The organism is Streptomyces sp. NPDC059255, from assembly GCF_042752355.1.
Classification (GTDB): Bacteria; Actinomycetota; Actinomycetes; order Streptomycetales; family Streptomycetaceae; genus Streptomyces.
Genome location: NZ_JBHYZP010000003.1, coordinates 81443 through 105563 on the forward strand (window position 1 = coordinate 81443; position 24121 = coordinate 105563).

General features: G+C 70.8%; 22 protein-coding genes and 1 tRNA gene. 10 read left to right on the plus strand and 13 right to left on the minus strand.

Annotation, left to right across the window (positions count from 1 at the left end):
- Positions 1-69 precede the first annotated feature (69 nt).
- Entirely contained in the window at positions 70-429 is a 360-nt protein-coding gene (locus tag ACFXKG_RS05970) for a hypothetical protein (protein WP_384833029.1), read from the plus strand.
- A gap of 362 nt (positions 430-791) precedes the next feature.
- Here the strand turns inward: ACFXKG_RS05970 and pknB are convergent, their stop codons facing one another.
- The 6 genes from pknB to ACFXKG_RS06000 form a co-directional block, all read right to left on the minus strand.
- On the minus strand, positions 792-2828 hold the full coding sequence (gene pknB, locus ACFXKG_RS05975) for a Stk1 family PASTA domain-containing Ser/Thr kinase (RefSeq protein ID WP_384833032.1): 2037 nt from the start codon (positions 2826-2828) through the stop codon (positions 792-794).
- 167 nt (positions 2829-2995) lie between these two features.
- Entirely contained in the window at positions 2996-4462 is a 1467-nt protein-coding gene (locus ACFXKG_RS05980) for a peptidoglycan D,D-transpeptidase FtsI family protein (protein WP_384833035.1), read from the minus strand.
- Positions 4459-5877 (minus strand): FtsW/RodA/SpoVE family cell cycle protein, encoded by a 1419-nt coding sequence (locus tag ACFXKG_RS05985; protein ID WP_384833038.1) that lies wholly within the window; start codon positions 5875-5877, stop codon positions 4459-4461. Before ACFXKG_RS05985 ends, ACFXKG_RS05980 begins: the two co-directional genes overlap by 4 nt.
- 26 nt (positions 5878-5903) lie before the next feature.
- Complete coding sequence (locus tag ACFXKG_RS05990) at positions 5904-7427, minus strand: PP2C family protein-serine/threonine phosphatase (protein ID WP_384833041.1); 1524 nt, start codon at positions 7425-7427, stop codon at positions 5904-5906.
- A 141-nt stretch (positions 7428-7568) separates the two neighbouring features.
- Positions 7569-8087 carry an FHA domain-containing protein gene (locus ACFXKG_RS05995; protein ID WP_365807604.1) on the minus strand — a complete coding sequence of 173 codons (519 nt, stop codon included), beginning with the start codon at positions 8085-8087 and terminating at the stop codon, positions 7569-7571.
- Positions 8088-8097: 10 nt separating this feature from the next.
- Positions 8098-8973: an FhaA domain-containing protein gene (locus ACFXKG_RS06000; protein WP_384833045.1), complete on the minus strand. Its 876-nt coding sequence runs from the start codon at positions 8971-8973 to the stop codon at positions 8098-8100.
- A gap of 338 nt (positions 8974-9311) precedes the next feature.
- On the opposite strand from ACFXKG_RS06000, the gene ACFXKG_RS06005 reads away from it, so the two are divergent.
- The 4 genes from ACFXKG_RS06005 to ACFXKG_RS06020 all read left to right on the plus strand — a co-directional run bounded on the left by ACFXKG_RS06005 (position 9312) and on the right by ACFXKG_RS06020 (position 12675).
- Positions 9312-9395, plus strand: a tRNA-Leu gene (locus tag ACFXKG_RS06005).
- A gap of 413 nt (positions 9396-9808) precedes the next feature.
- Positions 9809-11293: a DUF2252 domain-containing protein gene (locus tag ACFXKG_RS06010; protein ID WP_384833048.1), complete on the plus strand. Its 1485-nt coding sequence runs from the start codon at positions 9809-9811 to the stop codon at positions 11291-11293.
- A gap of 69 nt (positions 11294-11362) precedes the next feature.
- On the plus strand, positions 11363-12247 hold the full coding sequence (locus ACFXKG_RS06015) for a J domain-containing protein (protein WP_384833051.1): 885 nt from the start codon (positions 11363-11365) through the stop codon (positions 12245-12247).
- A gap of 83 nt (positions 12248-12330) precedes the next feature.
- Entirely contained in the window at positions 12331-12675 is a 345-nt protein-coding gene (locus ACFXKG_RS06020; protein WP_365807610.1) for a rhodanese-like domain-containing protein, read from the plus strand.
- A gap of 80 nt (positions 12676-12755) precedes the next feature.
- Here the strand turns inward: ACFXKG_RS06020 and ACFXKG_RS06025 are convergent, their stop codons facing one another.
- From ACFXKG_RS06025 to paaA, 5 genes are read right to left on the minus strand one after another with little or no spacing between them, the layout of a single operon-like run.
- Positions 12756-13814 carry a 2Fe-2S iron-sulfur cluster-binding protein gene (locus tag ACFXKG_RS06025; protein ID WP_384833056.1) on the minus strand — a complete coding sequence of 353 codons (1059 nt, stop codon included), beginning with the start codon at positions 13812-13814 and terminating at the stop codon, positions 12756-12758.
- Entirely contained in the window at positions 13815-14387 is a 573-nt protein-coding gene (gene paaD / locus ACFXKG_RS06030) for a 1,2-phenylacetyl-CoA epoxidase subunit PaaD (RefSeq protein ID WP_384833059.1), read from the minus strand.
- Positions 14381-15163 carry a 1,2-phenylacetyl-CoA epoxidase subunit PaaC gene (paaC, locus tag ACFXKG_RS06035; RefSeq protein WP_384833062.1) on the minus strand — a complete coding sequence of 261 codons (783 nt, stop codon included), beginning with the start codon at positions 15161-15163 and terminating at the stop codon, positions 14381-14383. Before paaC ends, paaD begins: the two co-directional genes overlap by 7 nt.
- Positions 15160-15450 carry a 1,2-phenylacetyl-CoA epoxidase subunit PaaB gene (paaB, locus tag ACFXKG_RS06040; RefSeq protein WP_384833065.1) on the minus strand — a complete coding sequence of 97 codons (291 nt, stop codon included), beginning with the start codon at positions 15448-15450 and terminating at the stop codon, positions 15160-15162. Before paaB ends, paaC begins: the two co-directional genes overlap by 4 nt.
- Positions 15447-16442 (minus strand): 1,2-phenylacetyl-CoA epoxidase subunit PaaA, encoded by a 996-nt coding sequence (gene paaA / locus ACFXKG_RS06045; protein WP_384833068.1) that lies wholly within the window; start codon positions 16440-16442, stop codon positions 15447-15449. The genes paaB and paaA overlap by 4 nt, the downstream gene beginning before the upstream one ends.
- Before the next feature lie 114 nt (positions 16443-16556).
- Between paaA and ACFXKG_RS06050 the strand changes: the two genes are divergently transcribed.
- The 3 genes from ACFXKG_RS06050 (at position 16557) to ACFXKG_RS06060 (ending at position 19369) form a co-directional block, all read left to right on the plus strand.
- Complete coding sequence (locus tag ACFXKG_RS06050) at positions 16557-17261, plus strand: DUF5819 family protein (protein WP_384833071.1); 705 nt, start codon at positions 16557-16559, stop codon at positions 17259-17261.
- A 104-nt stretch (positions 17262-17365) separates the two neighbouring features.
- The gene (locus ACFXKG_RS06055; RefSeq protein WP_384833702.1) at positions 17366-18691 is read left to right on the plus strand and encodes an HTTM domain-containing protein; all 1326 of its coding nucleotides are present in this window, start codon (positions 17366-17368) and stop codon (positions 18689-18691) included.
- The gene (locus tag ACFXKG_RS06060; protein ID WP_384833074.1) at positions 18692-19369 is read left to right on the plus strand and encodes a TrmH family RNA methyltransferase; all 678 of its coding nucleotides are present in this window, start codon (positions 18692-18694) and stop codon (positions 19367-19369) included.
- Between the two features lie 111 nt (positions 19370-19480).
- On the opposite strand, the gene paaN is transcribed toward ACFXKG_RS06060, so the two are convergent.
- On the minus strand, positions 19481-21187 hold the full coding sequence (gene paaN, locus ACFXKG_RS06065) for a phenylacetic acid degradation protein PaaN (protein ID WP_384833077.1): 1707 nt from the start codon (positions 21185-21187) through the stop codon (positions 19481-19483).
- A 208-nt stretch (positions 21188-21395) separates the two neighbouring features.
- Here paaN and ACFXKG_RS06070 point away from each other — a divergent pair, with 208 nt between their 5' ends.
- Positions 21396-22919 (plus strand): 3-hydroxyacyl-CoA dehydrogenase, encoded by a 1524-nt coding sequence (locus tag ACFXKG_RS06070; RefSeq protein WP_384833080.1) that lies wholly within the window; start codon positions 21396-21398, stop codon positions 22917-22919.
- Positions 22916-23506: a TetR/AcrR family transcriptional regulator gene (locus ACFXKG_RS06075; protein WP_365807626.1), complete on the plus strand. Its 591-nt coding sequence runs from the start codon at positions 22916-22918 to the stop codon at positions 23504-23506. The genes ACFXKG_RS06070 and ACFXKG_RS06075 overlap by 4 nt, the downstream gene beginning before the upstream one ends.
- Before the next feature lie 82 nt (positions 23507-23588).
- Here the strand turns inward: ACFXKG_RS06075 and ACFXKG_RS06080 are convergent, their stop codons facing one another.
- Positions 23589-24095: an Lrp/AsnC family transcriptional regulator gene (locus ACFXKG_RS06080; protein WP_384833085.1), complete on the minus strand. Its 507-nt coding sequence runs from the start codon at positions 24093-24095 to the stop codon at positions 23589-23591.
- Positions 24096-24121 lie beyond the last annotated feature (26 nt).

A 24121-nucleotide genomic window follows, 5' to 3' on the forward strand; every position in this document is an offset into this window, starting at 1 on the left:
GTAACACCGCCACCACTCGACTTGTGGACGAACCTCACCCTGACGTGATGACCATCAGCCGACGTATCGGTGACGCTCAAAGTCACCTTCACCTCGGCGTACGGATCGCTTGAGGGTCTGACCGTCACCGATGACCCCTTTGCTCCGGTAGTGGAGCAACTCGCTGTCTTGGTGACCGCGGCGGTGGCTGAGTTCGCGGCCGTCGCTGTTCCCATTGTCAGCGCCGTGGCGGTGAGAGCCAATCCGATAGTGCGACCAATTTTCGCCTTTGAGTGGTTCATTTTCTCCCCATGTCTAATCTTCTTGGCGCTTAAATCGAAACACATGGGTTATGCACTTGGCGTGATCAATTTCGGACTAAGTGATTCCGATGATGACCTGATTTTGTCGATCTTGGGGTTGACGTCGGGAATTTCGTCTGCGCGGTGAATAACTACTCTTCAGCGGGTTTAGATTCCTGTTTCTGATTTATGTGCCGATCGGGACCGCACAACTCGGCGCAGACTGGCCGCTCCACAGCCTTCCGCACCGCGCTCTGGCACGATGCGGGACCGGGGCGAGCTGCCCGCCGATCCAGAAAGACCAAGCCGGGCCGCTACCTGACACTGACGACCTGCACGCCCGTCTACGGGAGCGCATGCCCCCGCCGGAGCTGCGCTGACGCCGGTCACGGACGGGGGACGACCGGACGGCCACAGGGACGCGCACTGCCCCGGTACCCATGAGGTGGGTACCGGGGCAGTGCGCTGAGGCGTTGAGCCGAGGCGGCGGGCTGGTGCGCCGGTGTCCGGTTACTGGTCCCCGTTGCGGAAGCCGGACTGGCCGGCGATGAAGCCGTTGTTCCCGCCGTTGTTGTTCCCGTTGTTGTCCCCGCCGTTGTTGCCGTTGTTCCCGCCGCCGAAGGTCGTCAGGGTGACCGTGTCGCCCTTGTTCACTTCCTGGCCGGGGCGCGGGTCGCTGTTGATGACGATGGCGTTGTCGTCGTTGGACGAGCCGCCCGCGACCGCGACGTTCAGGCCCTGGCCCTGGAGGGTGCCCCTGACCTCGCCGAGCCGCTTGCCGGCGAGGATGTCCGCGGGGATGGTCACCTTCTCCTGCTGGGGCCCCTTGGAGACGTCCAGGGTGATGGTGGCGCCCTTGGCGGCCTTGGTGTCGCCCGGCGGATCCTGCTTGACGACGGTGCCGGCGGGCTGGTCGGAGTCGACCGGGTTGCGTACGACCACGAATTCGAGCGTCTTGAGCTGCGCCTCGGCGTCGTCCACGGCGTTGGTGGTCACGTTCGGGACAGGGATCAGGCTGTTCGTGGCGATCGTCAGCGTGACCGTGGAGTTCTTCTCGGCTTGGGTGTTGCCTTCGGGGTCCTGGGAGAGCACCGTGCCGGCGTCCCGGTCGGACTCCTCCTCCTTGTAGTCGACCTTGAAGCCCTTGTTCTCCAGCTGGACGGTCGCCTTGTCCTTCTGCTTGTCGGTGACGTCCGGGACCTCGATCTGCGGCGCGCCCTCGGAGACGACGACCTGGATCGTGTTGCCCTTGTCCATCTGGCCGGTCTCGGGGTTCTGGCTGCAGATGGAGCCCTTGGGCTGGTCGCAGCGCTCCGCGCCCGACTGGGCGACCTTCACTGAGGCGTTGTCCGCGAGGGTCTGGGCTTCTTCGAGCGTTTTGCCGACGAGTTGCGGGACCGGCACCTGGCCGGTGGCCTCGCCGCCGCTGCCGTCCATGAGCCACTTGCCGATGAGGATCGCGCCGACCAGCACCAGGACGCCCGCGACCGCGAGCAGGATGGTCGACGTGTTGGACTTCTTCGGCTGCTGGCGGCGGCGGGCCGGGCGGTCGTCGTATCCGCCGAAGCCGCCGTCGTCCGGGTTGACCGGCGGGAGCATCGAGGTCTGGCCGGCCGGGTCGCCCGCGCGCATCGCCGTGGTCGGCTGGTCGGCGCCGTAACCGCCTCCGTAGCCGACCGCGCCCATGGCGGCGGTGGCGGCGACGGGCTGGCCGTCGAGGCAGGCCTCGATGTCGGCGCGCATCTCGTCGGCGGACTGGTAGCGGTAGTCCGGGTCCTTGACGAGGGCCTTGAGGACGATCGCGTCCATCTCGGGCGTGATCTCGGGGTCGAAGACGCTGGGCGTCTGCGGCTCTTCCCGTACGTGCTGATAGGCGACGGCGACCGGGGAGTCGCCGATGAACGGCGGCCGGACCGTGAGGAGTTCGTAGAGCAGGCAGCCGGTGGAGTAGAGGTCGGAGCGTGCGTCGACCTGTTCGCCCTTGGCCTGCTCCGGGGAGAGGTACTGGGCGGTGCCGATGACCGCCGAGGTCTGGGTCATCGTCATGCCGGAGTCGCCCATGGCGCGGGCGATGCCGAAGTCCATGACCTTGACCTGGCCGGTGCGCGTCAGCATGACGTTGGCCGGCTTGATGTCGCGGTGGACGATCCCGTTGCGGTGGGAGTACTCCAGCGCCTGGAGGATGCCCACGGTCATCTCCAGCGTGCGCTCCGGCAGCAGCCTGCGACCGGAGTGCAGCAGCTCGCGGAGGGTGGAGCCGTCGACGTGCTCCATCACGATGTACGGGAGGGAGACCCCGTCGACGTAGTCCTCGCCGGTGTCGTAGACCGCGACGATCGCCGGGTGGTTGAGCGAGGCCGCCGACTGGGCCTCTCTGCGGAACCGGGCCTGGAAGGACGGGTCGCGGGCCAGGTCGGCCCGCAGGGTCTTGACGGCCACGGAGCGGCCGAGCCGGGTGTCATGGGCGAGGTAGACCTCCGCCATGCCACCACGACCGAGCACCGAGCCCAGTTCGTACCGGCCGCCGAGGCGACGCGCCTCTTCCATAACGTTCCAGCCCTCTCCGTCAGTCCCGACCGCACCGGCGAGTGGTCCGGCGGTGTGCTGTTCGCGCCTACGCTACCGGGCACGCCGTATGAGGTTGGCCCGTAACGGTGAGCTGATATACGACCGGTATCGCATTGTGCGGGTATGGACGTGCGTCGTGACGGGCGTCACTTCTTGCTGTCGATGACCGCCTTCATCACGTCCTTGGCGATGGGGGCCGCGAGGCCACCACCGGAGATGTCGTCACGGCTGGCATCGCTGTCCGCGACGACGACAGCGACGGCAACCGGGGAGCCGTCACTCGTCTTGGCGTACGAGATGAACCACGCGTACGGGTTCTTGCTGTTGTTCTCGCCGTGCTGGGCGGTGCCGGTCTTCCCGCCTACTGTGACGTTCGGGATCTTGGCGTTGGTTCCCGTGCCCTCGTCGACGACGGTCTCCATGATGCTCTGGAGCTTCTGGGCGTTCTCCTGCGAGAGGGGCCGGCTCAGCTCCTCGGGCTCGGTCTTGCTGAGCACGTCGACGCCCGGGGTCTCCAGACGGTCGACCATGTACGGCTTCATCAGCTTGCCGTCGTTGGCGACCGCCGCGGCGATCATGGCCATCTGGAGGGGCGTGGCGCGGGTGTCGAACTGGCCGATGGAGGAGAGCGCCGTCTGCGAGCTGTTCATCTCCTCGGGGAACACCGAGGCCGCCGCGCGGACCGGGACGAACTGCTCCTCGTTGAAGCCGAACTTCTTCGCGGTCTCCAGCATCTTCTCTTTGGTCAGGTCCGAACCCAGCTTGCCGAAGACGGTGTTGCAGGAGTAGCGCAGGGCCACCCGGAGCGTGGCGTTCTCGCAGGGGATGTTGCCCTCGTTCGGGAGCGGCCTGGTGGTCCCGGGCATGATCCAGGGGAGCGGCGTTTCGGTGGGGGCGTCGACGTCGCTGATCTTGCCGTGCTCCAGGGCGGCGGCGGCGGTCAGCACCTTGAAGGTGGAGCCCGGCGGGTAGGTCTCGCGCAGCGCCCGGTTGAGCATCGGGTCGTCAGGGTCGTTCTTCTTGTCGAGGTCGACCCAGGCCTTGGAATCCTTCTCCGTACGGCCGGCGAAGGTGGACGGGTCGTAGCTGGGGGTGGAGGCCAGCGCGAGGATCTTGCCGGTCGCCGGTTCGATCGCGGCGACGGCGCCCTTCTTCTTGCCGAGGCCCTCGTACGCGGCCTTCTGGGCGGCGCTGCTGAGCGTCGTGACGACGTTGCCGCCCTTCTTCTCGTCGCCGGTGAACATCGACATCGTCCGGTCGAAGAAGAGCCGGTCGTCGTTGCCGGTGAGGACGCCGTCCTCGATGGACTCGATCTGGGTGGCGCCGAACGCCTGCGAGGCGAAGCCGGTGACAGGCGCCCACATGGGGCCGTCGGTGTAGGTGCGCTTGTACGTGTAGTACGTGTCGTCGGTCTTCGCGGAGCCGGTTATGGGCTTGCCGTCGACGATGATGTTGCCCCGTGCGCTGCTGTACCGCTCGATCTGCACGCGCTTGTTGAAATCGTGGGAGCTGAGCTCGTTCGAGCGTACGAAGCCGAGCCAGTTCTCCCGGATCAGCAGGGCGAGCATGAGGAGCCCGCAGAAGATGGCGATACGGCGCAGGGGCTTGTTCACGGTCGGACCACCTGGGTCATCTCGGCGTCGGGGGACGGGGCGGGGGCCGGGGCGGGTCGGCGCGCGGTGTCGCTGATGCGGATGAGGATGCCGATCAGGGCCCAGTTGGCGAGGACGGAGGAGCCGCCGTACGCGACGAACGGCATGGTCATACCGGTCAGCGGGATGAGTCCCATGACGCCGCCGGCGACGACGAAGACCTGGATGGCGAAGGCGCTGGAGAGCCCGATGGCGAGGAGCTTGCCGAAGGGGTCGCGGGTGGCGAGGGCGGTGCGTACGCCCCGCTCCACGATCAGCGCGTAGATCATCAGGACCGCCATGGTGCCGGCCAGGCCCAGTTCCTCACCGATGGTGGTGAGGATGAAGTCGGCGTTGGCGGCGAAGCCGATGAGGTCGGAGTTGCCCTGGCCGAGCCCGGTGCCGAGGGTGCCTCCGGAGCCGAAGGAGAGCAGGGCGTCGCCGATCTGCTGGCAGGCGCCGCTGGTCTCGTAGCAGGCGAAGGGGTCGAGCCAGGCGTTGACGCGGGACTGGACGTGTGACTGGAAGGTGGCGACGCCGACGGCGCCGCCGACCGACATCAGCAGCCCGAAGACGATCCAGCTGGTCCGCTCGGTGGCGACGTACAGCATCACCACGAAGAGGCCGAAGAAGAGCAGGGAGGTACCGAGGTCGGTCTCGAAGACCAGGATGAGGATCGAGATGGCCCAGATACCGAGGATCGGTCCCAGGTCACGGCCCCGGGGCAGGTAGAGGCCCATGAAGCGGCGGCTGGCGAGGGCCAGGGCGTCCCGCTTGACCATCAGGTAGCCGGAGAAGAAGACCGCGATGATGATCTTCGCGAACTCGCCGGGCTGGAGGGAGCCGAGGCCGGGGAGGGTGATCCAGATCTTGGCGCCGTTCTTCGCCGGGAAGAACATCGGCAGGATCAGCAGGAAGAGCGCGACGGCCATCGAGATGTACGTGTAGCGCTGGAGAACGCGGTGGTCCTTGAGCACGACCAGTACGACGACGAAGAGCGCGACGCCGATCGCGGAGTTGAGGAGCTGGCCGGGGGCTGCCGGGTTGTACTCGGACTTGGTGACGATCTTGGCGAGCTGGATCAGCCGCGGCGACTGGTCCAGGCGCCAGATCAGCACCAGCCCGAGGCCGTTGAGAAGCGTCGCCAGCGGCAGGAGCAGCGGATCGGCGTACGGGGCGAACTTGCGCACCACGAGGTGCGCGACGCCCGCGAGCAGGCTGAGCCCGGCCCCGTAGCCGAGCATGCCTGCGGGGACCTTGCCGTCCATGGCCAGTCCCACGTTCAGATACGCGAACACGGGGATGGCTACGGCGAAGGCGAGCAGGACGAGCTCGGTGTTGCGGCGGCTCGGTGCTTCGATCGCGCCGATGGTGGTCGTGTTGGTGACAACGCTCATGGTGGTGAAGGGCCCCCTACGGCCGGCTACTGCTGCTTACCGCAGTTCGAGGCCACTTTCTGCTCCTCTTCCGAGAGGCTGGGGCCCGGAGTGGGAGTCGCGGCTTTCGGGTTGACGGTGGACTTCGTGAGGGGTGTACCGGTCGTACCGCCGGCCTCTCCCTCACCCGTGACCACATTGGACTCTTGGTCGGCGGTGCGGCGCTGCTCTTCCTTCTTGCACGCCGATGCCTGGGTGGCGAGTTCCTCGATCTTCTTGCGGCCGTTGGCGAGGCTGCCTTCGGCGATGGTGTCCTCCACCTGCTTGCGCTGGTACGGAGGGAGGTACTTGAGTTCGATCTCGGGGTGGTCCTTCTCGACCTTCGAGAGCGAGAGCCAGGCGAGGTCCTGGCTGATGCCCCGGTAGAGGGCGACGTGCTGGTCGCTGGCGCCCACGTAGTACTGCGTCTGGGTCCAGCGGTAGCCGCTGTACAGACCGCCGCCGACGACGGCCAGCGCGAGCACGGAGTAGAGAGATCTCTTGAGCCACCGGTGGCGCGGGCGCTCCTTGACGAAGCCGTCCGAGGCGCTGTCGTACGCGCCGAAGCCGTCGGAGCCGCTGCCGGGCGGCATCCCGCCGTACCCGTAGTCGGTGTCGTCGCCGCTGCCGGGCGGGCCGAAGCTGCCGGCGGCCTGCGGGGGTACGGCGCGGCCGAGGCCGGCGGCGCGGCCGGCCGGGGTCTGCATCGCCGCGGCGTTCTCCGCGGAGCTCAGCGGGAGCTGGTTCTCGGCGACGGCGCCGACGACGACGGGGGTGTCGTTGAGCTGTCCCGCCAGGGTGTCGTTGGCCTCGGCGTCCAGGACGTCGGCGACGATGCAGGTGATGTTGTCGGGTCCGCCGCCGCGCAGGGCGAGCTGGATGAGGGCCTGGATGGTCTCCTGGGGGCCCTGGTAGCTGGCGAGGGTCTCTTCCATGGTCTGGTGCGAGACCACGCCGGAGAGGCCGTCCGAGCAGATCAGGTAGCGGTCGCCGGCACGGACCTCACGGATGGAGAGGTCGGGCTCGACGTGGTCGCCGCTGCCCAGCGCGCGCATCAGCAGGGAGCGCTGCGGGTGGGTGGTGGCCTCTTCCTCGGTGATCCGGCCCTCGTCGACCAGCCGCTGCACCCAGGTGTGGTCCTGGGTGATCTGGGTCAGTACGCCGTCGCGCAGGAGGTACGCGCGGGAGTCGCCGACATGGACGAGGCCGAGCCGCTGGCCGGTCCACAGGAGGGCGGTGAGCGTGGTGCCCATGCCCTCCAGCTGGGGGTCCTCCTCGACCATGACGCGGAGCTGGTCGTTGGCGCGCTGCACCGCGGAACCGAGCGAGGTGAGGAGGTCGGAGCCCGGTACGTCGTCGTCGAGCTGCACGAGGGTGGAGATCACCTCGGACGAGGCGACCTCTCCGGCCGCCTGGCCGCCCATGCCGTCGGCGATGGCCAGCAGCCGGGGGCCGGCATAGCCGGAGTCCTCGTTCCCCTCCCGGATCATTCCTTTGTGCGACCCGGCGGCGAAACGCAGAGACAGACTCATGCGCACCTCGCCCGTCGGCTCGCCGGTCGACTGTCGCGCCAGCCGGTCTCGAGCCACACTGCCCACCCTCCGGTCGGGAGCCTGCTGCGGTCCGCTGTGGGGACCGTCGCGGCTCGCTCGCTCCGCTCGCTCATTGTCGTACTACTTCCGCAGCTCGATGACGGTCTTTCCGATGCGGATCGGAGCGCCCAGTGCGATCGGCTGCGGGGTCGTGAGCCGGGTCCGGTCGAGATACGTGCCGTTGGTGGACCCGAGGTCCTCGACGATCCATTGACCGTCACGGTCCGGGTAGATCCTGGCATGCCTGCTGGACGCGTAGTCGTCGTCCAGCACGATGGTCGAATCGTGGGCGCGGCCCAGCGTGATCGTCTGCCCCTGGAGCGCCACCGTGGTGCCGGTGAGGCTCCCTTCGGAGACGACCAGCTTGGTGGGCGCTCCCCTGCGCTGCCGGCCCCCCTGCTGTTGCTGCTGGCGCTGCTGGGGCGGCGCCGCGGACTGGCGTCCCTGCTGCGGGCGGGCGTCTGCGTTGCGGCGTGAGCCGCGCTGCGTGACGCGTGTTCCGAACAGGTCGCTGCGGATGACCTGTACGGCCACGATCACGAACAGCCACAGAACGGCCAGAAAACCTAGCCGCATGACCGTCAGGGTCAGCTCTGACATTGCCCCCGCTTCACCCTTCGGCTTGCCTGAAAACGATGGTGGTGTTGCCCACGACGATCCGCGAGCCGTCGCGGAGCGTAGCGCGGGTGGTGTGCTGTCCGTCTACCACGATGCCGTTGGTGGACCCGAGGTCCTGGACCGTGGAGGGCGTTCCTGCCCGGATTTCGCAGTGCCTGCGCGAGACCCCGGGATCGTCGATCCGTACGTCGGCGTCGGTGCTGCGGCCCAGGACGAGGGTGGCGCGGGAGATCTGGTGGCGGGTGCCGTTGATCTCGATCCAGCGGCGCACCTGGCCCTGCGGCAGCGGGCCGGGGCCGGGGCCCGCGGGCCGGCCGCCGGGGCCGCCCGCCGGGCTTCCGGGCGGCGAGGAGGAGGGCATCGGGGGCACGGCGCTGGGCGGGTAGCCGTAGCCGCCGGGGGCGCCCCTGGGAGGTGAGGCGGGGGCCGCGGAGCCGGGGCGGCCGGAGACGCCCGCGGGGCCGCCCGGGCCGCCGGGTCCGTCCTGTGACGTACTCGACGCCAGGGTCCGGCTGCGTACCCGGTACAGACCGGTGTCGAGGTCCTCGGCCTTCTCCAGGTGGACCTTGATCGGCCCCATGAAGGTGTACCGCTGCTGCTTCGCGTAGTCGCGGACGAGCCCGGACAGTTCGTCGCCGAGCTGGCCGGAGTACGGGCTGAGCCGCTCGAAGTCCGGCGTGCTCAGCTCCACGATGAAGTCGTTCGGGACGACTGTCCGCTCGCGGTTCCAGATCGTCGCGTTGTTGTCGCACTCGCGTTGGAGGGCACCCGCGATCTCGACGGGCTGGACCTCGGACTTGAACACCTTCGCGAAGGTGCCATTGACCAAACCTTCGAGACGCTGTTCGAAACGCTTCATGACTCCCATGGGGCACCTCCTCCGTCGTTGCCGTCCTGGTACTGCTTACTGATCGTATCCACGCGTCGGGAAATCGGCTGGTTCCCCTTGTCTGCCCCGTCGATGAGTGTCACCTCTCACACGGATCGTAGAGGCGGCCCGACGCCAGTGTCCCGCACCCTGGGTGCACTCAGGAGGAGTGGGTGGCGCCCGTTGTCCGTTCCCTGCTTCCGCGGCCGATCCGTCGAAGGTCCCGGAAACAAACGGATGTGATTCCACCCTCGGCAGCGTGCTAATCTTCTCGATGTCGCCAGGAGCACACACCAGCTCAACACCAGCAGGTGAAGTACCGGGACGACACACCCAATGCGCGGGTGGCGGAATAGGCAGACGCGCTGGATTCAGGTTCCAGTGCCCGAAAGGGCGTGGGGGTTCAACTCCCCCCTCGCGCACAGCGGGTAGTCAGTGACTACCCACAGCGGATTGGTCGAACCCCCGCTCCGGAGATCTTCCGGGGCGGGGGTTCTTCCGTATGCCCGGGCGGTGGTGTCGTGCCTGGTCCGGCTGGTGTGGGGCCGCCCTGTACGTGGTCCGGCGGGTGTGGGCCGGCGGGTGTGGTCCGGGTGCCCCGGGCTTCGGGTGCCGCGGGTTTCTTCGGTTCCTCGGGATTCTCCCGTTTCTCGGGGATCCGGCTCTGTGACTCTGTGACGCAGGTTACTGCCGGGTGGCCGGGCGGGGACCGTTCCGGGGTTTTCCACAGGGGCGGGCGCCTGGCCGAAACCGGCGGTACGGTCGTGAGCGGTTGATCTCACACGACGAGTGCCGAGTCACGACGGGCAGACGAGTACGGGGGAGGCGGCGCGCCATGGGCGGTGTCGGGTCTGGGACGGCTGGTCCGCGGGCAGCGGGTCCGGCGACGGCGGCCGGGGCGGTACGGATTCCGGCGGTGCCGGGGTTCGCGCCGCGTGCCGCGCGGGCGGAGGCGGACGGTGCGCGGACGCCGAAGGCGCGGGGGCGCGCGCTGCGGGAGCGGGTGCCGCGGTCCTCGCACGCCGCGTGGGCCGAGGTGGCGGGGCGGCCGGACGCGGTGCGGGCCGTCGAGGAATCCGGCCGCGGCCGGGTGGCGAGGCTCACTCCGCTACGGGTGGGGCGGATGGCCGCGACCCCCTTCGCCTTTCTGCGCGGCTCCGCCGGACTGATGGCCCATGACCTGACGGGTACCCCGGTCACCGGGGTCGGCGCGCAGCTCTGCGGTGACGCGCACGCGGCCAATTTCGGCCTGTACGGGGACGCGCGCGGCCGGCTCGTCATCGATCTCAACGACTTCGACGAGACCGTGGTCGGCCCCTGGGAGTGGGACGTCAAGCGGCTCGCCGCCTCGCTGGTGCTGGCGGGGCGCGAGGCCGGCGCCGACGAGGACACCTGCCGGGGCGCGGCGTACGACGCGGTGGGGGCCTACCGGCGCACGATGCGGCTGCTGGCGAAGCTGCCCGTGCTCGACGCGTGGAACGCCATCGCCGACGAGGAGCTGGTCTCGCACACGGACGCCCGTGATCTCGCCGGCACGCTGGAGCGTGTCTCGGAGAAGGCGCGCAACAACACGAGCGCGCGGTTCGCGGCCCGGTCGACCGAGGCGGTGGACGGCGTGAGCGGGAAGGGCCCCGCCGGGCGGCGCTTCGTGGACGCGCCGCCCGTGCTGCGGCGCGTGCCCGACGAGGAGGCGGCGGCCGTGGCCGCCTCGCTGGAGGAGTATCTGACCACCCTTCCGGCGGACCGGCTGCCGCTGCTCGCGCGGTACGCGATCCACGACGTGGCGTTCCGGGTCGTCGGCACCGGCAGCGTGGGGACTCGGTCGTACGTGGTGCTCCTGCTGGACCACCGGGGGGAGCCGCTCGTACTCCAGGTGAAGGAGGCGCGGCCCTCCGCCCTGCTGCCCCATCTGCCGGCCGTCGGTTTCGAGCCGCCCGAGGTGGCGCACGAGGGGCGGCGGGTGGTCCTCGGCCAGCAGCGGATGCAGGTGGTGAGCGACAACCTGCTGGGCTGGACGACGGTCCTGGGCAGGCCCTGCCAGGTGCGCCAGTTCAGGAACCGCAAAGGCAGCGTGGACCCGGCGGCCCTCCCCGCCGACCTGGTCGACGACTACGCCCGGATGACCGGGGCGCTGCTCGCCAGGGCGCACGCGCACAGCGTGGACCCGCGCCTGGTCGCCGGGTACTGCGGCAGGAACGAGGAACTGGACGCGGCCGTGGCGGAGTTCGCTGTGGCGTACGCGGACCGCACGGAGGCGAACCACTCGGAGCTGCTCGCGGCGGTGCGCGGTGGGCGGATCTCCGCCGAACTGGGCGTCTGAGCGGCCGGTACGGGCGTGCCGGGGGCCGGGGAGGGACGGGGCGGCCGGATCCGCCCGTAGGCTGGGCGGGTGATGCACGACGCCCCTGGGGAGCCGACGATCCGTAACGACGACGAGCAGGACGTACGAGACGTGCCGGACGCCACCGCTTCGGTGCCGGACGCCACCGAAGCGTCCGACCCGCGCCCCGAGGCGCGCCTGGAGCGGGCCGTGCGCGCCGCCGAGCAGGCGCTGATCGAGTTCGAGATCGCCCTGGAGACGTTCCGGATCGAGGTCGAGAACTTCTCCCGGCTGCACCACCAGCGGCTCGGCCCGATGTACGCCCGGCTCGACGAGTTGGACGCGCTGATCGCGGAGGCCCGCGCCGCCCGCTCGGGCGACCCGGAGGATCTGCGCAAGGCGCGGGAGGCACGGGCGATGGTGCAGCCGATGCCGGGCGTGGAGGAGCTGTTCCACGATTGGCTCGATTCCGACGGTCTGTCGCCGGAGGCCTCGGCGATGCTCACGGACCGGGCCGTCCGGCCGCCCAAGCGGGTCCGGCCGAGCGACGAGGCACGCAAGCTCTACCGGGACCTGGTGCGCAAGTCGCACCCGGATCTCGCGCAGGACGACCGGGAGCGCTCGCGCCGTGAGGAATTCCTCACGCGGGTCAACTCCGCGTACGGGCGCGGGGACGAGGCGCAGCTGCTGGAGCTGGCCGGCGAGTGGGCGGCGGGGCCCGCGCCGCGGCCGGCCGAGCTGAGCGAGAGCGAGGAGCTGTACGCCCGGCTGGAGTGGCTGTCGCAGCGCAAGGAGGCGCTGACGCTGGTCGCCCAGGAGCTGGAGCAGGGCGCGATCGGCGCCATGCTCAGGATGGCTCCGGACGATCCGGACCGGCTGCTGGAGGAGATCGCGGAGCAGCTGCTCGCGGAGGTCTCCGGGCGTGAGGCGGAGCTCGCCGGACTGGTGGAGTAGATTCCGGAGCCCGGGTCCCGCCACGGCGATCGCGCCCCGGCTCGGACCCCGGTCCCGGTCCCGTACGAGAGAAGGCAACACCCATGAATTTCGCCCCGCTGCCCTCGGTCGATGCCGCGGCGGTGCCCTCCGACGCCCTGGTGCTGGACGTCCGGGAGGCCGACGAGTGGGCGGCCGGTCATGTCGAGGGCGCGCTGCATGTGCCGATGAGTGACTTCGTGGCCCGCTTCGGCGAGGTCACGGAGGCGGTCGCCGAGGGCCGGAAGGCCTTCGTGATGTGCCGGGTGGGCGGTCGGTCCGCACAGGTCACCCAGTATCTGGTGCAGCAGGGGATCGACGCGGTGAACGTGGACGGCGGCATGCTCGCCTGGGACGGCGCCGGGCGCCCGATGGTCGCCGACAACGGCACCGCGGCCTTCGTGCTCTGACCGCCGGGGCCGGTGGTCGGCTCAGCCACCGAAGCCGGTGGTCGCGGTCAGAGGTCGGAGTCGGTGGTCGTGGTCAGCGGTCAGCGGTCGAAGTCCAGCTCCACCTCCGGGGTGGCCGGATGGGACTGGCAGGCCAGTACGTACCCCGCGTCGGTCTCCTCCGGTTCGAGCGCGAAGTTGCGGTCCATCGTGACCTCGCCCGAGACCAGGAACGCCCGGCAGGTGCCGCAGACCCCGCCCTTGCACGCGTAGGGCGCGTCCGCCCGGCTGCGCAACACCGTCTCCAGCAGCGATTCGCCCTCCTGGACCGGCCAGGTGCCCGAGCGGCCCCCGAGGCTCGCGGTGAGGGTGCTGTGCGCGGGAGCCCGGGCGCCGGTTGTGGCCGCCGCGACGGCGGGGGGCGCCTCGTCGACGTGGAAGATCTCCTGGTGGATGCGGGCGCGCTCCACCCCGAGGCCGCGCAGCGCGCGTTCCGCGCCGGAGACCAGGCCGAGCGGGCCGCACAGGAACCAGCCGTCGACCTCGGCCACCGGAAGCAGCGCGGGCAGCAGCCCGGTCAGCCGCTCGCGGTCCAGACGGCCGGACGGCAGTCCTGCCTGCCGCTGCTCCCGTGAGATGACCGTGACGAGCTGGAACCGGTCGGGAAAGCGGTCCTTGAGATCGGCGACCTCCTCCAGGAACATCGTGGACGCCACGGTGCGGTCGCTGCGCACCAGACAGAACCGGGCCGTGGGCTCCCGGAGCAGCAGGGTGGCCGCGATCGACAGCACCGGGGTGATGCCGCTGCCCCCGACGATCGCCGCGAAGTGCCCGGGGCGCGGCTCCAGGACGAAGCGGCCGGTCGGCTCCATGACCTCGACCGTGTCGCCCACGGCGAGCTCCTTGAGGGCGTACGTCGAGAACTCGCCGCCCTCGACCAGCCGGATGCCCACCCGCAGCGTCGGCTCGGGGCCCGCCGGTGCGCAGATCGAGTACGTACGCCGGATCTCCTCGCCGTGCGCGGTGCGGCGGCGCAGGGCGATGTGCTGGCCCGGCATGTGCCGGAACGCCTCGCGCAGCTCGGGCGGGACGGCGAGGGTGAGCGCCACCGCGTCGTCCGTGAGCGGCTCGACCTCGCTGACCCGGAGCGGATGGAACATCTACAACTCCTTGAAGTGGTCGAACGGTTCACCGCAGGCCGTGCAGCGGCGCAGGGCCTTGCAGGCGGTGGAGGAGAACCGGCTGAGCAGTTCGGTGTCGGTGGAGCCGCAGTGCGGGCAGCGCAGGGAGAGCGCCAGCGGCACCGGTCCGGCGGCGGCTCCCGGCGCCGCGCCCGGGCGCGGCGGCGCTATGCCGGACGCGGCGAGTTTGCGGCGCCCCTCGGCGCTGATGTCATCCGTCGACCAGGCCGGGGAGAGGACCGTGACGACCGAGACCTCCGGCACCCCGTGGTCGTGCAGGACGCGCTCGATGTCCGCGGACATCGTCCCGATGGCCGGGCAGCCGGTGTAGGTGGGGGTCAGCTCCACGCGGACCCGGCCGGGGCCCGAGAGACGCAGCCCGCGCAGCACGCCCAGCTCGGCCAGGGTCAGCACCGGCAGCTCCGGGTCGGGCACGGCCCCGGCCAGGGCGCGCAGCTCCTCCTCCAGCGCCGTCGTGCCCGCCGGTGCAGCGCTTCTGTCCGTGCTCCTGTCCGGGGCCGGGTACGGGGTGGTGCCCGGGGTCGTCACCATGACGCCCCCGGGTGGCTGCGGTGAAGATGCTGCATCTCGGCGATCATCCGGCCGAACGGCTCCGTGTGCAGCCCCTGCCTGCCCGCGCCCGCCGTCCAGGCGCCGGACCGGGGGCCGTCCGGCACGGTCAGGGTCGCCCGGCGCAGCACATCGGTGACGGACGCGAGCCAGCTCTCCTCCAGCGCCCGCCAGTCGACGTCGAGCCCGTCGTGGTCGTCGGGCTCGTCGTCCTCTCCGATGGGGTGGAACATCTCGCCGGTGAACCGCCAGAGCGCCCGGCAGGCCCGGTCCATCCGCTCATGGCTCTCCGGTGTGCCGTCCCCGAGCCGCAGCGTCCAGCGCTCGGCGTGGTCCTGGTGGTAGGCGATCTCCTTGACCGCCTTGGCCGCGAGTCCGGTGAACTCGCTCTCCCCGGCGGCGAGCTGCCGGTACAGCAGGAGCTGGTAGGTGGAGAAGTAGAGCTGGCGGGCGATCGTGTGCGCGAAGTCCCCGTTCGGCTGCTCGACCAGGTGGAGGTTGCGGAACGCGCGCTCCTCGCGCAGATAGGCCAGCTCGTCCTCGTCCCCGACGAGGGAGAGCAGGAACCGCGCCTGGCCGAGCAGGTCCAGCGCGATATTGGCGAGCGCGACATCCTCTTCGAGGACGGGGGCGTGGCCCGCCCACTCCGCCAGCCGGTGCGAGAGCACCAGCGCGTCGTCGCCGAGCGCGAGAGCCGCCGCCCGGGGCGCGGGCCGCGCGGCCCGCGCCGGCCGTTCCGTTGCCGGTACGCCGGTCACAGGTTGTTCACCCCCTCGGGGATCTCGTAGAAGGTCGGGTGCCGGTAGGGCTTGTCGGCGGACGGGTCGAAGAACGGGTCCTTCTCGTCCGGCGAGGAGGCGGTGATCGCCGACGACTCCACCACCCAGATCGAGACGCCTTCACCGCGCCGGGTGTACAGATCGCGCGCGTTGCGCAGGGCCAGCTCCGCGTCCGGGGCGTGCAGGCTGCCCGCGTGGGTGTGCGAGAGCCCGCGGCGGGAGCGTACGAAGACCTCCCACAGGGGCCAGTCGGCCGTACCGCTCATGCCGCCGCCTCCGTCCGTGCCGCCGGGCGGTGCTTCTCCGCGTACGCCGCGGCGGCCTCCCGTACCCATGCGCCCTCTTCGTGTGCGCGGCGGCGCTGGGTGATCCGCTCCTCGTTGCACGGCCCGTTGCCCTTCAGCACCTCGTGGAACTCCGCCCAGTCGATCGGCCCGAAGTCGTGCCGCCCCCGCTCCTCGTTCCACCGGAGATCCGGGTCGGGGAGGGTCAGGCCGAGGGCCTCGGCCTGGGGGACGCAGATGTCGACGAAGCGCTGCCGCAGCTCATCGTTGGAGTGCCGCTTGATCTTCCAGGCCATGGACCGGGCCGAATGGGCCGACTCGTCGTCCGGGGGGCCGAACATCATCAGCGACGGCCACCACCAGCGGTCCACCGCGTCCTGGGCCATGGCGTGCTGTGCGTCCGTCCCGTTGCTCAGGGTCAGCAGCAGCTCGTACCCCTGGCGCTGGTGGAAGGACTCCTCCTTGCAGATCCTGACCATGGCCCGGGCGTAAGGGCCGTAGGAGCAGCGGCACAGCGGGACCTGGTTCGTGATCGCCGCGCCGTCCACCAGCCAGCCGATCGCGCCGACGTCGGCCCAGGTCAGGGTGGGGTAGTTGAAGATCGAGGAGTACTTCTGGCGGCCGCTGTGCAGCTTGTCGAGCAGCTCGTCGCGGCCCGTGCCCAGCGTCTCGGCCGCGCTGTACAGATACAGACCGTGTCCCGCCTCGTCCTGCACCTTGGCGATCAGGATCGCCTTGCGGCGCAGGGAGGGCGCGCGCGTGATCCAGTTTGCCTCCGGCTGCATCCCGATGATCTCGGAGTGCGCGTGCTGGGCCATCTGGCGGACCAGCGACGCGCGGTACGCCTCGGGCATCCAGTCGCGCGGCTCGATGCGCTCGTCGGCGGCCACGGCCGCGTCGAACGCCGCCTCGAAGGACTCCGTCGTCCTTTCCACCGTCGCCTCCTCGGCTGTCCCCGTGGTCACTGCCGTCATCCGGACCCCCTACCGACCGATCGTTCGGTTCATGGACTTCAATGGTGAGTCGGCGGCCCGTAGGGTGTCAACCCTGTGGATAACTGACCGGAGTGCGACGGCGATCGGGGCGGGATGGATTCGTACGACGACCAGGGCGGGAAAGCCGGACCGCCACCCGGGGCCGGGATAGCCGGCCTCTCCTTCCGTTACCAGGTGGTGGCCGCCGTCTCCCTCGCGGTCATCGGACTGCTGGCCTGCGTGCACGTCGCGATGGTGTTCCTCCACGTCGCCCCGTCCAACACGCTCACCAAGCAGCACGGCAAGGCCGTCGACGCCTGGGTCTACCCCGAGTTCGAGCAGAACTGGAAGCTTTTCGCACCCAACCCCCTCCAGCAGAACATCGCCGTCCAGGCGCGCGCCGAGACCGGGTCCGGCGCCGCGCGCCGGACCAGCGAATGGATCGATCTCTCCGCCGAGGACGGCGCCGCGATCCAGGGGAATCTCCTGCCCAGCCATGTCGACCAGAACGAGCTGCGCCGGGGCTGGGACTTCTTCGTCGGATCGCATGACAATCAGAACCGTCCGAACGGGCTGCGCGGCCAGCTCTCCGAGAGCTACATCCGCCGGATCGTGATGCTGCGGCTGGAGAACCACGACCTGGGCGGCCCGGTGGAACGTATCCAGGTCAGGTCGGTCACCACGGCCGTCGCCTCGCCGTCCTGGAGCACGGAGAAGATCAGCACGCGCCCGTCCTACCGGGTCTATCCGTGGTGGGCGGTGAACGCCGCCGATCTTCCCGGAGGCGTGGAGAACGGCAGCGCGGAGGCGGACCGGTGAGCGAACAGCCCGTGGAACCCTCACAGCAACGACAGCCCGCGGAGTCCGCGCGGCCCGTGGAGCCCGTACGGCCGGGGCCTTCCGTGGAGCCCGTACCGCCGGGACTGCCCGGTCCGAAGCCCGCCTCGTCCGTGGGCCGGCCGCGCCACCTCGAACAGCGGGCCGCGGTCGCGCTCCGGCGTGTCACGGCGACCGCCCTCGGCCGCTACCAGAGCGCCGTCATCCGGATCGGCTTCGCCGGCACCTGGCTGCTCTTTCTGCTGCGCGAGGTGCCGCACCGCCATGAGCTGTACGGTCCCGAGGGCCCCTGGAGCTGGGGCATGGCCCAGCAGCTCATCGCGAAGAACAGCGCCTTCTCCGCGCTGATGTGGTCGGACAGCACGGTCTGGTTCGAGATCGTCTACGCCGTCGCCGTGCTCTCCAGCGCGCTGCTGATGCTCGGCTGGCGGACCCGCACCATGTCCGTGCTCTTCATGTTCGGGGTGCTCTCGCTCCAGAACCGCAGCATCTTCATGGGGGACGGCGGAGACAACGTCATCCACCTCATGGCGATCTATCTCGTGCTGACGCGCTGCGGGCAGGTCTGGTCGCTCGACGCGCGGCGCGCCGCCCGTGCGTCGCGCCGAGCGGAGATATCCGCCGGGACGGATGGACCGGACCCGTCGGGACCGGCCGGGGCGGGTGCGGCGGATGCGGGCCGGCCGGCCGTACGGGACCGGGTCGGCCCCGTCCTGTGGGCCGTCACCGGCACAGTCCTCCTCGTCGGCACGCTGACCGACCGGGTCCAGGCCGAGAGCTGGCTGCTGGCCCTGTTCTGGGGGGCGTGGGCCGGACAGGGGCTCTGGTGGGCCGTGAACCGGCGCGCGCCCCACGGCGAGCCGCGCGCGCTGCTGGACGTCCTGGCCAATCTGATCCACAACGCCGCGCTCGCCGTCATCATGGCCGAGGTCTGTCTCATCTACGCCACCGCCGGCTGGTACAAGATCCAGGGCTCGCGCTGGCAGGACGGCACCGCGCTGTACTACCCGCTCAAACTGGACTACTTCGCCCCCTGGCCCGCGCTCTCGGGCCTCTTCGCGTCCAGCGCGCTCGTCGTGATGGTGCTGACGTACGGCACGGTCATCGTGCAGGTCGCCTTCCCGTTCACGCTCTTCAACCGGCGCGTCAAGAACGTCCTGCTCGTCGCGATGATCCTGGAGCACGCGGGGATCGCCGTCCTGCTCGGGCTGCCGTTCTTCTCGCTCGCGATGATCGCCGCCGACGCCGTGTTCCTGCCGACGGTCTTCCTGCTGTGGCTCGGCGGCCGGACCACCGCGGTGTACGACCGGCTGCGTCGGCGGCTGCCGGGCCGGCGACGCCCCCTCGCCGGGGCGGCCGCACCGCCCGGGCAGCGGCGGGAGAGCTCCGAGCAGCCACGTACCCTCGTATAGGTGATCAGCGAGACAGCGGACGAGGGCCTGGAGCCGGTCCAGTACGACGAAGGCTACGGGCCCCCGGTCGGCGTCGGACCGCACGGCGAGCCGTGGCCCCGGGGCGAGCGGTACGACCCGGAGCTGCTGGCCGCCGGTGACCGGCGCAATGTCGCCGACCAGTACCGCTACTGGACCCGCGAGGCGATCGTCGCGGACCTCGACACCCGGCGGCACGACTTCCACGTGGCCGTGGAGAACTGGAGCCACGACTTCAACATCGGCTCCGTCGTCCGCACCGCCAACGCCTTCCTCGCCAAGGAGATCCACATCGTGGGCCGGCGGCGCTGGAACCGGCGCGGCGCGATGGTCACCGACCGGTACCAGCATGTGCGCCACCACCCCGGCACGGAGGAGCTGACGGCCTGGGCGGCGGCCGAGGGGCTGCCGATCATCGGGATCGACAACCTGCCGGGGGCCGTCGCGCTGGAGCGGACCGAGCTGCCGCGCCGCTGCGTGCTGCTCTTCGGCCAGGAGGGTCCCGGCCTGACCGAAGAGGCCCGTCGGCACGCCACGATGGTCTGCTCGATCGCCCAGTTCGGCTCGACGCGCTCGATCAACGCGGGAGCCGCCGCGGCCATCGCCATGCACGCCTGGATCCAGCGGTACGCCGAGATCCCGGCACCGCCCGCGCCCTGATCCGGCCCCGTATCCCGGCTTGATCCGGCCCCGTATCCCGGCCGGGGATGCCCCCGATCCGGCCGGGCCCCGGACGCGCGACCTCAGGCCGCGACTTCAGGCCGGGCGACCTCAGGCCGGGCGGCGGACCTCCACCGTCCGGAAGCGGTTCGCCACGAACGCCGCATCGCACAGCGCCGCGTTCGCCGCCGGGTTGCCGCCCGAGCCGTGGAAGTCCGAGAACGCCGCCGTCTGGTTCACGTACACCCCGCCCGTCAGGTTGAGCGAGAGCTGCGCGGACTCGTCCAGGCACACCTCCTCGACCGCGCGCTCCGTCTCCGGCGACGTCGTGTACGCGCCGACCGTCATCGCGCCCTGATGGCGCACCGTGCGCCGCAGCAGCTCCAGCGCGTCCTCCGTCGAGTCCATGGCGACCGCGAAGGACACGGGCCCGAAGCACTCCGTCAGGTACGGCACCTCCTCGCCGCCCTGCCACGCCTTCTCCCAGACCTTGCGGGCGCCGTCGGCCTTCACGATCGCGGGTGTACGGACCACGGCGTCCGGGAAGTCCGGGTGGGCAATCTCCCGCGAGGCCAGCGCGATGTCCCCGAGCCCGTCGGCGCTCTCCAGCCGGGCCTTCACCCCGGGGTTGACCAGCGCGCCCAGCAGCGCGTTGGCTCGGGCGTCGTCGCCCAGCAGCCCGGCCACCGAGGCCGCCAGATCGGCCACCACCTCGTCGTACGACTTCTCGCCCGCGTCCGTGGTGATGCCGTCGCGGGGGATCAGCAGATTCTGCGGTGTGGTGCACATCTGGCCGCTGTACAGCGACAGCGAGAAGGCGAGGTTGGAGAGCATCCCCTTGTAGTCGTCCGTGGAGTCCACGACGACCGTGTTGACGCCCGCCTTCTCCGTGTACACCTGCGCCTGGCGCGCGTGGGTCTCCAGCCAGTCACCGAAGGCCGTCGACCCCGTGTAGTCGATGATCCGGACCTCCGGGCGGACGGCCAGGGTCTTGGCGATGCCCTCGCCGGGCCGCTCCACCGCCAGCGCCACCAGATTCGGGTCGAAGCCCGCCTCGGCGAGCACCTCACGGGCCACCCGTACCGTCAGCGCGAGCGGCAGCACGGCGCGCGGATGCGGCTTGACCAGGACCGGATTGCCGGTGGCGAGGGAGGCGAACAGCCCCGGATAGCCGTTCCACGTGGGGAAGGTGTTGCAGCCGATCAGCAGCGCGACCCCGCGCGGCACGGCGGTGAAGGACTTCCGCAGCTCCAGCGGGTCGCGCTTGCCCTGCGGCTTGGACCAGCCGGCCGAGGCGGGCGTACGCGTCTGCTCCTGGTACGCGTACGCCACCGCCTCCAGGCCGCGGTCCTGGGCGTGCGGGCCGCCCGCCTGGAACGCCATCGTGAACGCCTGGCCGCTCGTGTGCATCACCGCGTGCGCGAACTCGTGGGTCCGCGCACCGATCCGCGCCAGGATCTCCAGACAGACCAGGGCGCGGGTCTCGGGCCCGGCCTCGCGCCAGGCGCCCATGCCCGCGCGCAGGGCGGGCAGCAGGACGTCCGGGTCCGCGTGCGGATACTCGATCTCCAGGGGTGGCCCGTACGGCGAGACCTCGCCGCCGGTCCAGCCGTCCGTGCCCGGCTGGTCCAGCTCGAAGCGGGTACCGCGCAGCGCCTGGAAGGCGGCGAGCCCGTCGGCGGGGGCGGTGTCGCCGTACGCCTTGGGGTGCTCGGGATGCGGGGACCAGTAACCGCGGGACCCGACCGTCTCAAGGGCCCGGTCGAGCGTGGGCCGGTGCTTCTCGGCGAGCTGCTGGGGGCTGAGCTGGGCGGCCATCGTGGACCAACTCCTCATCGAGTCAGGCAGGCGGAGCGGGGGGACAAGTACGGGCGGACAGGGTTAGAGTAACCGAACGATCGGTCGGGACAAGGGGATCCGGGCGATCCTGTGGAAAAGCGACGCCGGTCGGCGGGCGGCGGACCACCGCCCCCGGAGCACGGTCACCCGCCGCCGTGCGCCCACCGACAACAGGAGGATCGCGGCCATGACAGCAATCGGGCCCGGCCGCGTCGTCGCGGTCGTCGGCAGCGGCACGATGGGCCAGGGCATAGCCCAGGTGGCGCTGGTCGCCGGCCACCCCGTGCGGCTCCACGACGCCGTGCCGGGCCGGGCCGTACGGGCCGCCGCCACCATCGCCGGACGCCTGGACCGGCTGGTCGCCAAGGGCCGGCTCGACGCGTCGGCCCGTGACGCCGCGACCGCCCGGCTGTTCCCGGCCGCGGACCTCGCCGAGTTGTCCGACGCCGCGCTCGTGATCGAGGCGGTCCTGGAGGAGCTGTCCGTCAAGCGCGAGCTCTTCGCGGCGCTGGAGGACGTCGTCGCCGAGGACTGCCTGCTCGCCACCAACACCTCCTCCCTCTCCGTCACGGCCGTCGCGGGCGCCGTGCGGCTGCCGGGACGCCTGGTCGGGACGCACTTCTTCAACCCGGCCCCCCTGCTGCCCCTGGTGGAGGTCGTCAGCGGTCACGCGAGCGACCCGGACGCCGTGACACGCGCGTACGAGACCGTGCTGGCCTGGGGGAAGACCCCGGTGCGCTGCGCCGACACGCCGGGCTTCGTCGTCAATCGCGTCGCGCGCCCCTTCTACGCCGAGGCGCTGCGGGTGTACGAGGAGAGGGCCGCCGACCCCGCCACCATCGACGCGGTCCTGCGCGAGTGCGGCGGCTTCCGCATGGGCCCCTTCGAGCTGACCGATCTCATCGGCCAGGACGTCAACGAGGCCGTCACCCGCTCCGTGTGGGAATCCTTCTTCCACGACCCGAAGTTCACGCCGTCGCTCGCCCAGCGCAGGCTGGTGGAGTCGGGCCGGCTCGGCCGCAAGACGGGCCGGGGGTGGTTCCCGTACGGTGAGGGCGCCGCCGCCCCCGTACCGCGTACGGAAGAGCCCTGCGAGGCCCCGGAGACGGTCGGCCTCCACGCCCGCCTCGGGCCCGCCGCCGTCCTGCGGGAGATGATCGAGGAAGCGGGCATCAAGGTCACCCGCGACCGCACCCCGCACGTCTCCGAGGGGTTCCTCGCGCTGCCCGGCGGCACGTCGCTGCGCCTCACCGGCGGAACGAGCGCCACCGGCGACCCCTTCGGTCCGACCATCCACTTCGACCTCGCGCTGGACTACCGCTCCTGTACGCGCGTCGCCCTCGCGCCCGGGGACGACGTCGACCCCGCGGACCTGCGGGCGGCCATCGGCCTCTTCCAGCGGCTAGGCAAGCGGGTCAGCGTCGTCGACGACGTCCCCGGCATGATCGTCGGCCGCACCGTCGCGCTGCTGATCGACTTCGCCTGCGACGCCGCCGCCCGTGGGGTGGCCGGTGCGGGGGACATCGACACCGCCATGAAACTCGGCGTGAACTACCCTGGCGGACCCGGCGAGTGGTGCGACCGGCTCACCTCGGAGTGGGCCCGGTCCTTCCTGTCGACCTTGGACGGGGCGTATCCCGGCGGCCGCTACGCCCCGTCCCCGGCACTGACCCGCCGTGCCGACACCGAAGCGAAGCAGGGGCGTTCATGACCACCGCCAAGCGCGACACCTACACTCCGGAGACCCTGCTGGCCGTGGCGGTCCGGGTCTTCAACGAACGCGGCTACGACGGCACCTCCATGGAGCATCTGTCCAAGGCCGCGGGGATCTCCAAGTCCTCCATATACCACCATGTCGTCGGCAAGGAGGAACTGCTGCGCCGGGCCGTCAGCCGCGCCCTGGACGGCCTCTTCGGCGTTCTCGACGAGGACGGCGCGACGCACGGCCGGGCCGTCGACCGGGTCGAGCACGTCGTCCGGCGCACGGTCGAGGTGCTGATGGCCGAGCTGCCCTACGTGACGCTGCTCCTGCGGGTCAGGGGCAATACGCAGACCGAGCGCTGGGCCATGGAGCGGCGCCGGGAGTTCGACCAGCGGGTCGCCGGTCTGCTCAAGGCCGCCGCCGCGGAGGGGGACCTGCGGGCCGATCTGGACACCAAGCTCGCGACCCGGCTGCTCTTCGGCATGGTCAACTCCCTGGTCGAGTGGTACCGACCGCACGCGGCCGGCGGCTACGGACGCGACCAGGTCGCGGACGCGGTCGTACGGCTGGCCTTCGACGGCCTGCGCACTTCCTGACGGGGCCGCGGGCCTCCTGACGGGCCGCGCCCTCTCCTGACGGGCCGCGGGCCTCCTGCAGGCCGCGGGCACCGCCTGCCGCCTACAGGGGCGGCACACCGCCCCCGCCCGGGTCCAGGTCCGTCTCCTCGAACACCAGCAGCGTGCGCGTCGAGAGCACCTCGGGAATCGCCTGGAGCCTGGTCAGGACCAGCTCGCGCAGCGTCCGGTTGTCCGGGGTGTGCACCAGCAGCAGCACGTCGAAGTCGCCGCTGACCAGCGCGATGTGGGTGGCTCCCGGCAGCTCCTGGAGCTGCTCGCGCACCGTGCGCCAGGAGTTCTGCACGATCTTCAGCGTGAGGTACGCGGAAGCCCCCTGACCGGCCCGTTCATGGTCGACCCTGGCGCTGAAACCACGGATCACCCCGTCGTCGATCAGCCGGTTGATCCGCGCGTACGCGTTGGCCCGCGAGACATGGACACGCTCGGCGACCGACCGTATCGAGGCACGGCCGTCCGTCTGGAGGATGCGCAGGATGTCCCGGTCGATGGCGTCCAGCGGACGCGGTGGCTGCTCCTGCTCGGCGGCCCGTGCCGTGCCGTCGGCCATTTGTTCAGCTCCCCTGTCTCCCGGAC

Bases quoted from the DNA above. Each gene is read 5' to 3' on its own strand.
- ACFXKG_RS06080 (WP_384833085.1), bottom strand. From the start codon at position 24,095: ATGGCCGACGGCACGGCACGGGCCGCCGAGCAGGAGCAGCCACCGCGT.
- ACFXKG_RS06025 (WP_384833056.1), bottom strand. From the start codon at position 13,814: ATGTTCCATCCGCTCCGGGTCAGCGAGGTCGAGCCGCTCACGGACGAC.
- paaB (WP_384833065.1), bottom strand. From the start codon at position 15,450: ATGAGCGGTACGGCCGACTGGCCCCTGTGGGAGGTCTTCGTACGCTCC.
- paaN (WP_384833077.1), bottom strand. From the start codon at position 21,187: ATGGCCGCCCAGCTCAGCCCCCAGCAGCTCGCCGAGAAGCACCGGCCC.
- ACFXKG_RS05985 (WP_384833038.1), bottom strand. From the start codon at position 5,877: ATGAGCGTTGTCACCAACACGACCACCATCGGCGCGATCGAAGCACCG.
- ACFXKG_RS06075 (WP_365807626.1), top strand. From the start codon at position 22,916: ATGACCACCGCCAAGCGCGACACCTACACTCCGGAGACCCTGCTGGCC.
- ACFXKG_RS05995 (WP_365807604.1), bottom strand. From the start codon at position 8,087: ATGTCAGAGCTGACCCTGACGGTCATGCGGCTAGGTTTTCTGGCCGTT.
- ACFXKG_RS06020 (WP_365807610.1), top strand. From the start codon at position 12,331: ATGAATTTCGCCCCGCTGCCCTCGGTCGATGCCGCGGCGGTGCCCTCC.
- ACFXKG_RS06050 (WP_384833071.1), top strand. From the start codon at position 16,557: ATGGATTCGTACGACGACCAGGGCGGGAAAGCCGGACCGCCACCCGGG.
- paaD (WP_384833059.1), bottom strand. From the start codon at position 14,387: ATGGTGACGACCCCGGGCACCACCCCGTACCCGGCCCCGGACAGGAGC.
- ACFXKG_RS06070 (WP_384833080.1), top strand. From the start codon at position 21,396: ATGACAGCAATCGGGCCCGGCCGCGTCGTCGCGGTCGTCGGCAGCGGC.
- ACFXKG_RS05990 (WP_384833041.1), bottom strand. From the start codon at position 7,427: ATGAGTCTGTCTCTGCGTTTCGCCGCCGGGTCGCACAAAGGAATGATC.
- ACFXKG_RS06010 (WP_384833048.1), top strand. From the start codon at position 9,809: ATGGGCGGTGTCGGGTCTGGGACGGCTGGTCCGCGGGCAGCGGGTCCG.
- paaA (WP_384833068.1), bottom strand. From the start codon at position 16,442: ATGACGGCAGTGACCACGGGGACAGCCGAGGAGGCGACGGTGGAAAGG.
- ACFXKG_RS06000 (WP_384833045.1), bottom strand. From the start codon at position 8,973: ATGGGAGTCATGAAGCGTTTCGAACAGCGTCTCGAAGGTTTGGTCAAT.
- pknB (WP_384833032.1), bottom strand. From the start codon at position 2,828: ATGGAAGAGGCGCGTCGCCTCGGCGGCCGGTACGAACTGGGCTCGGTG.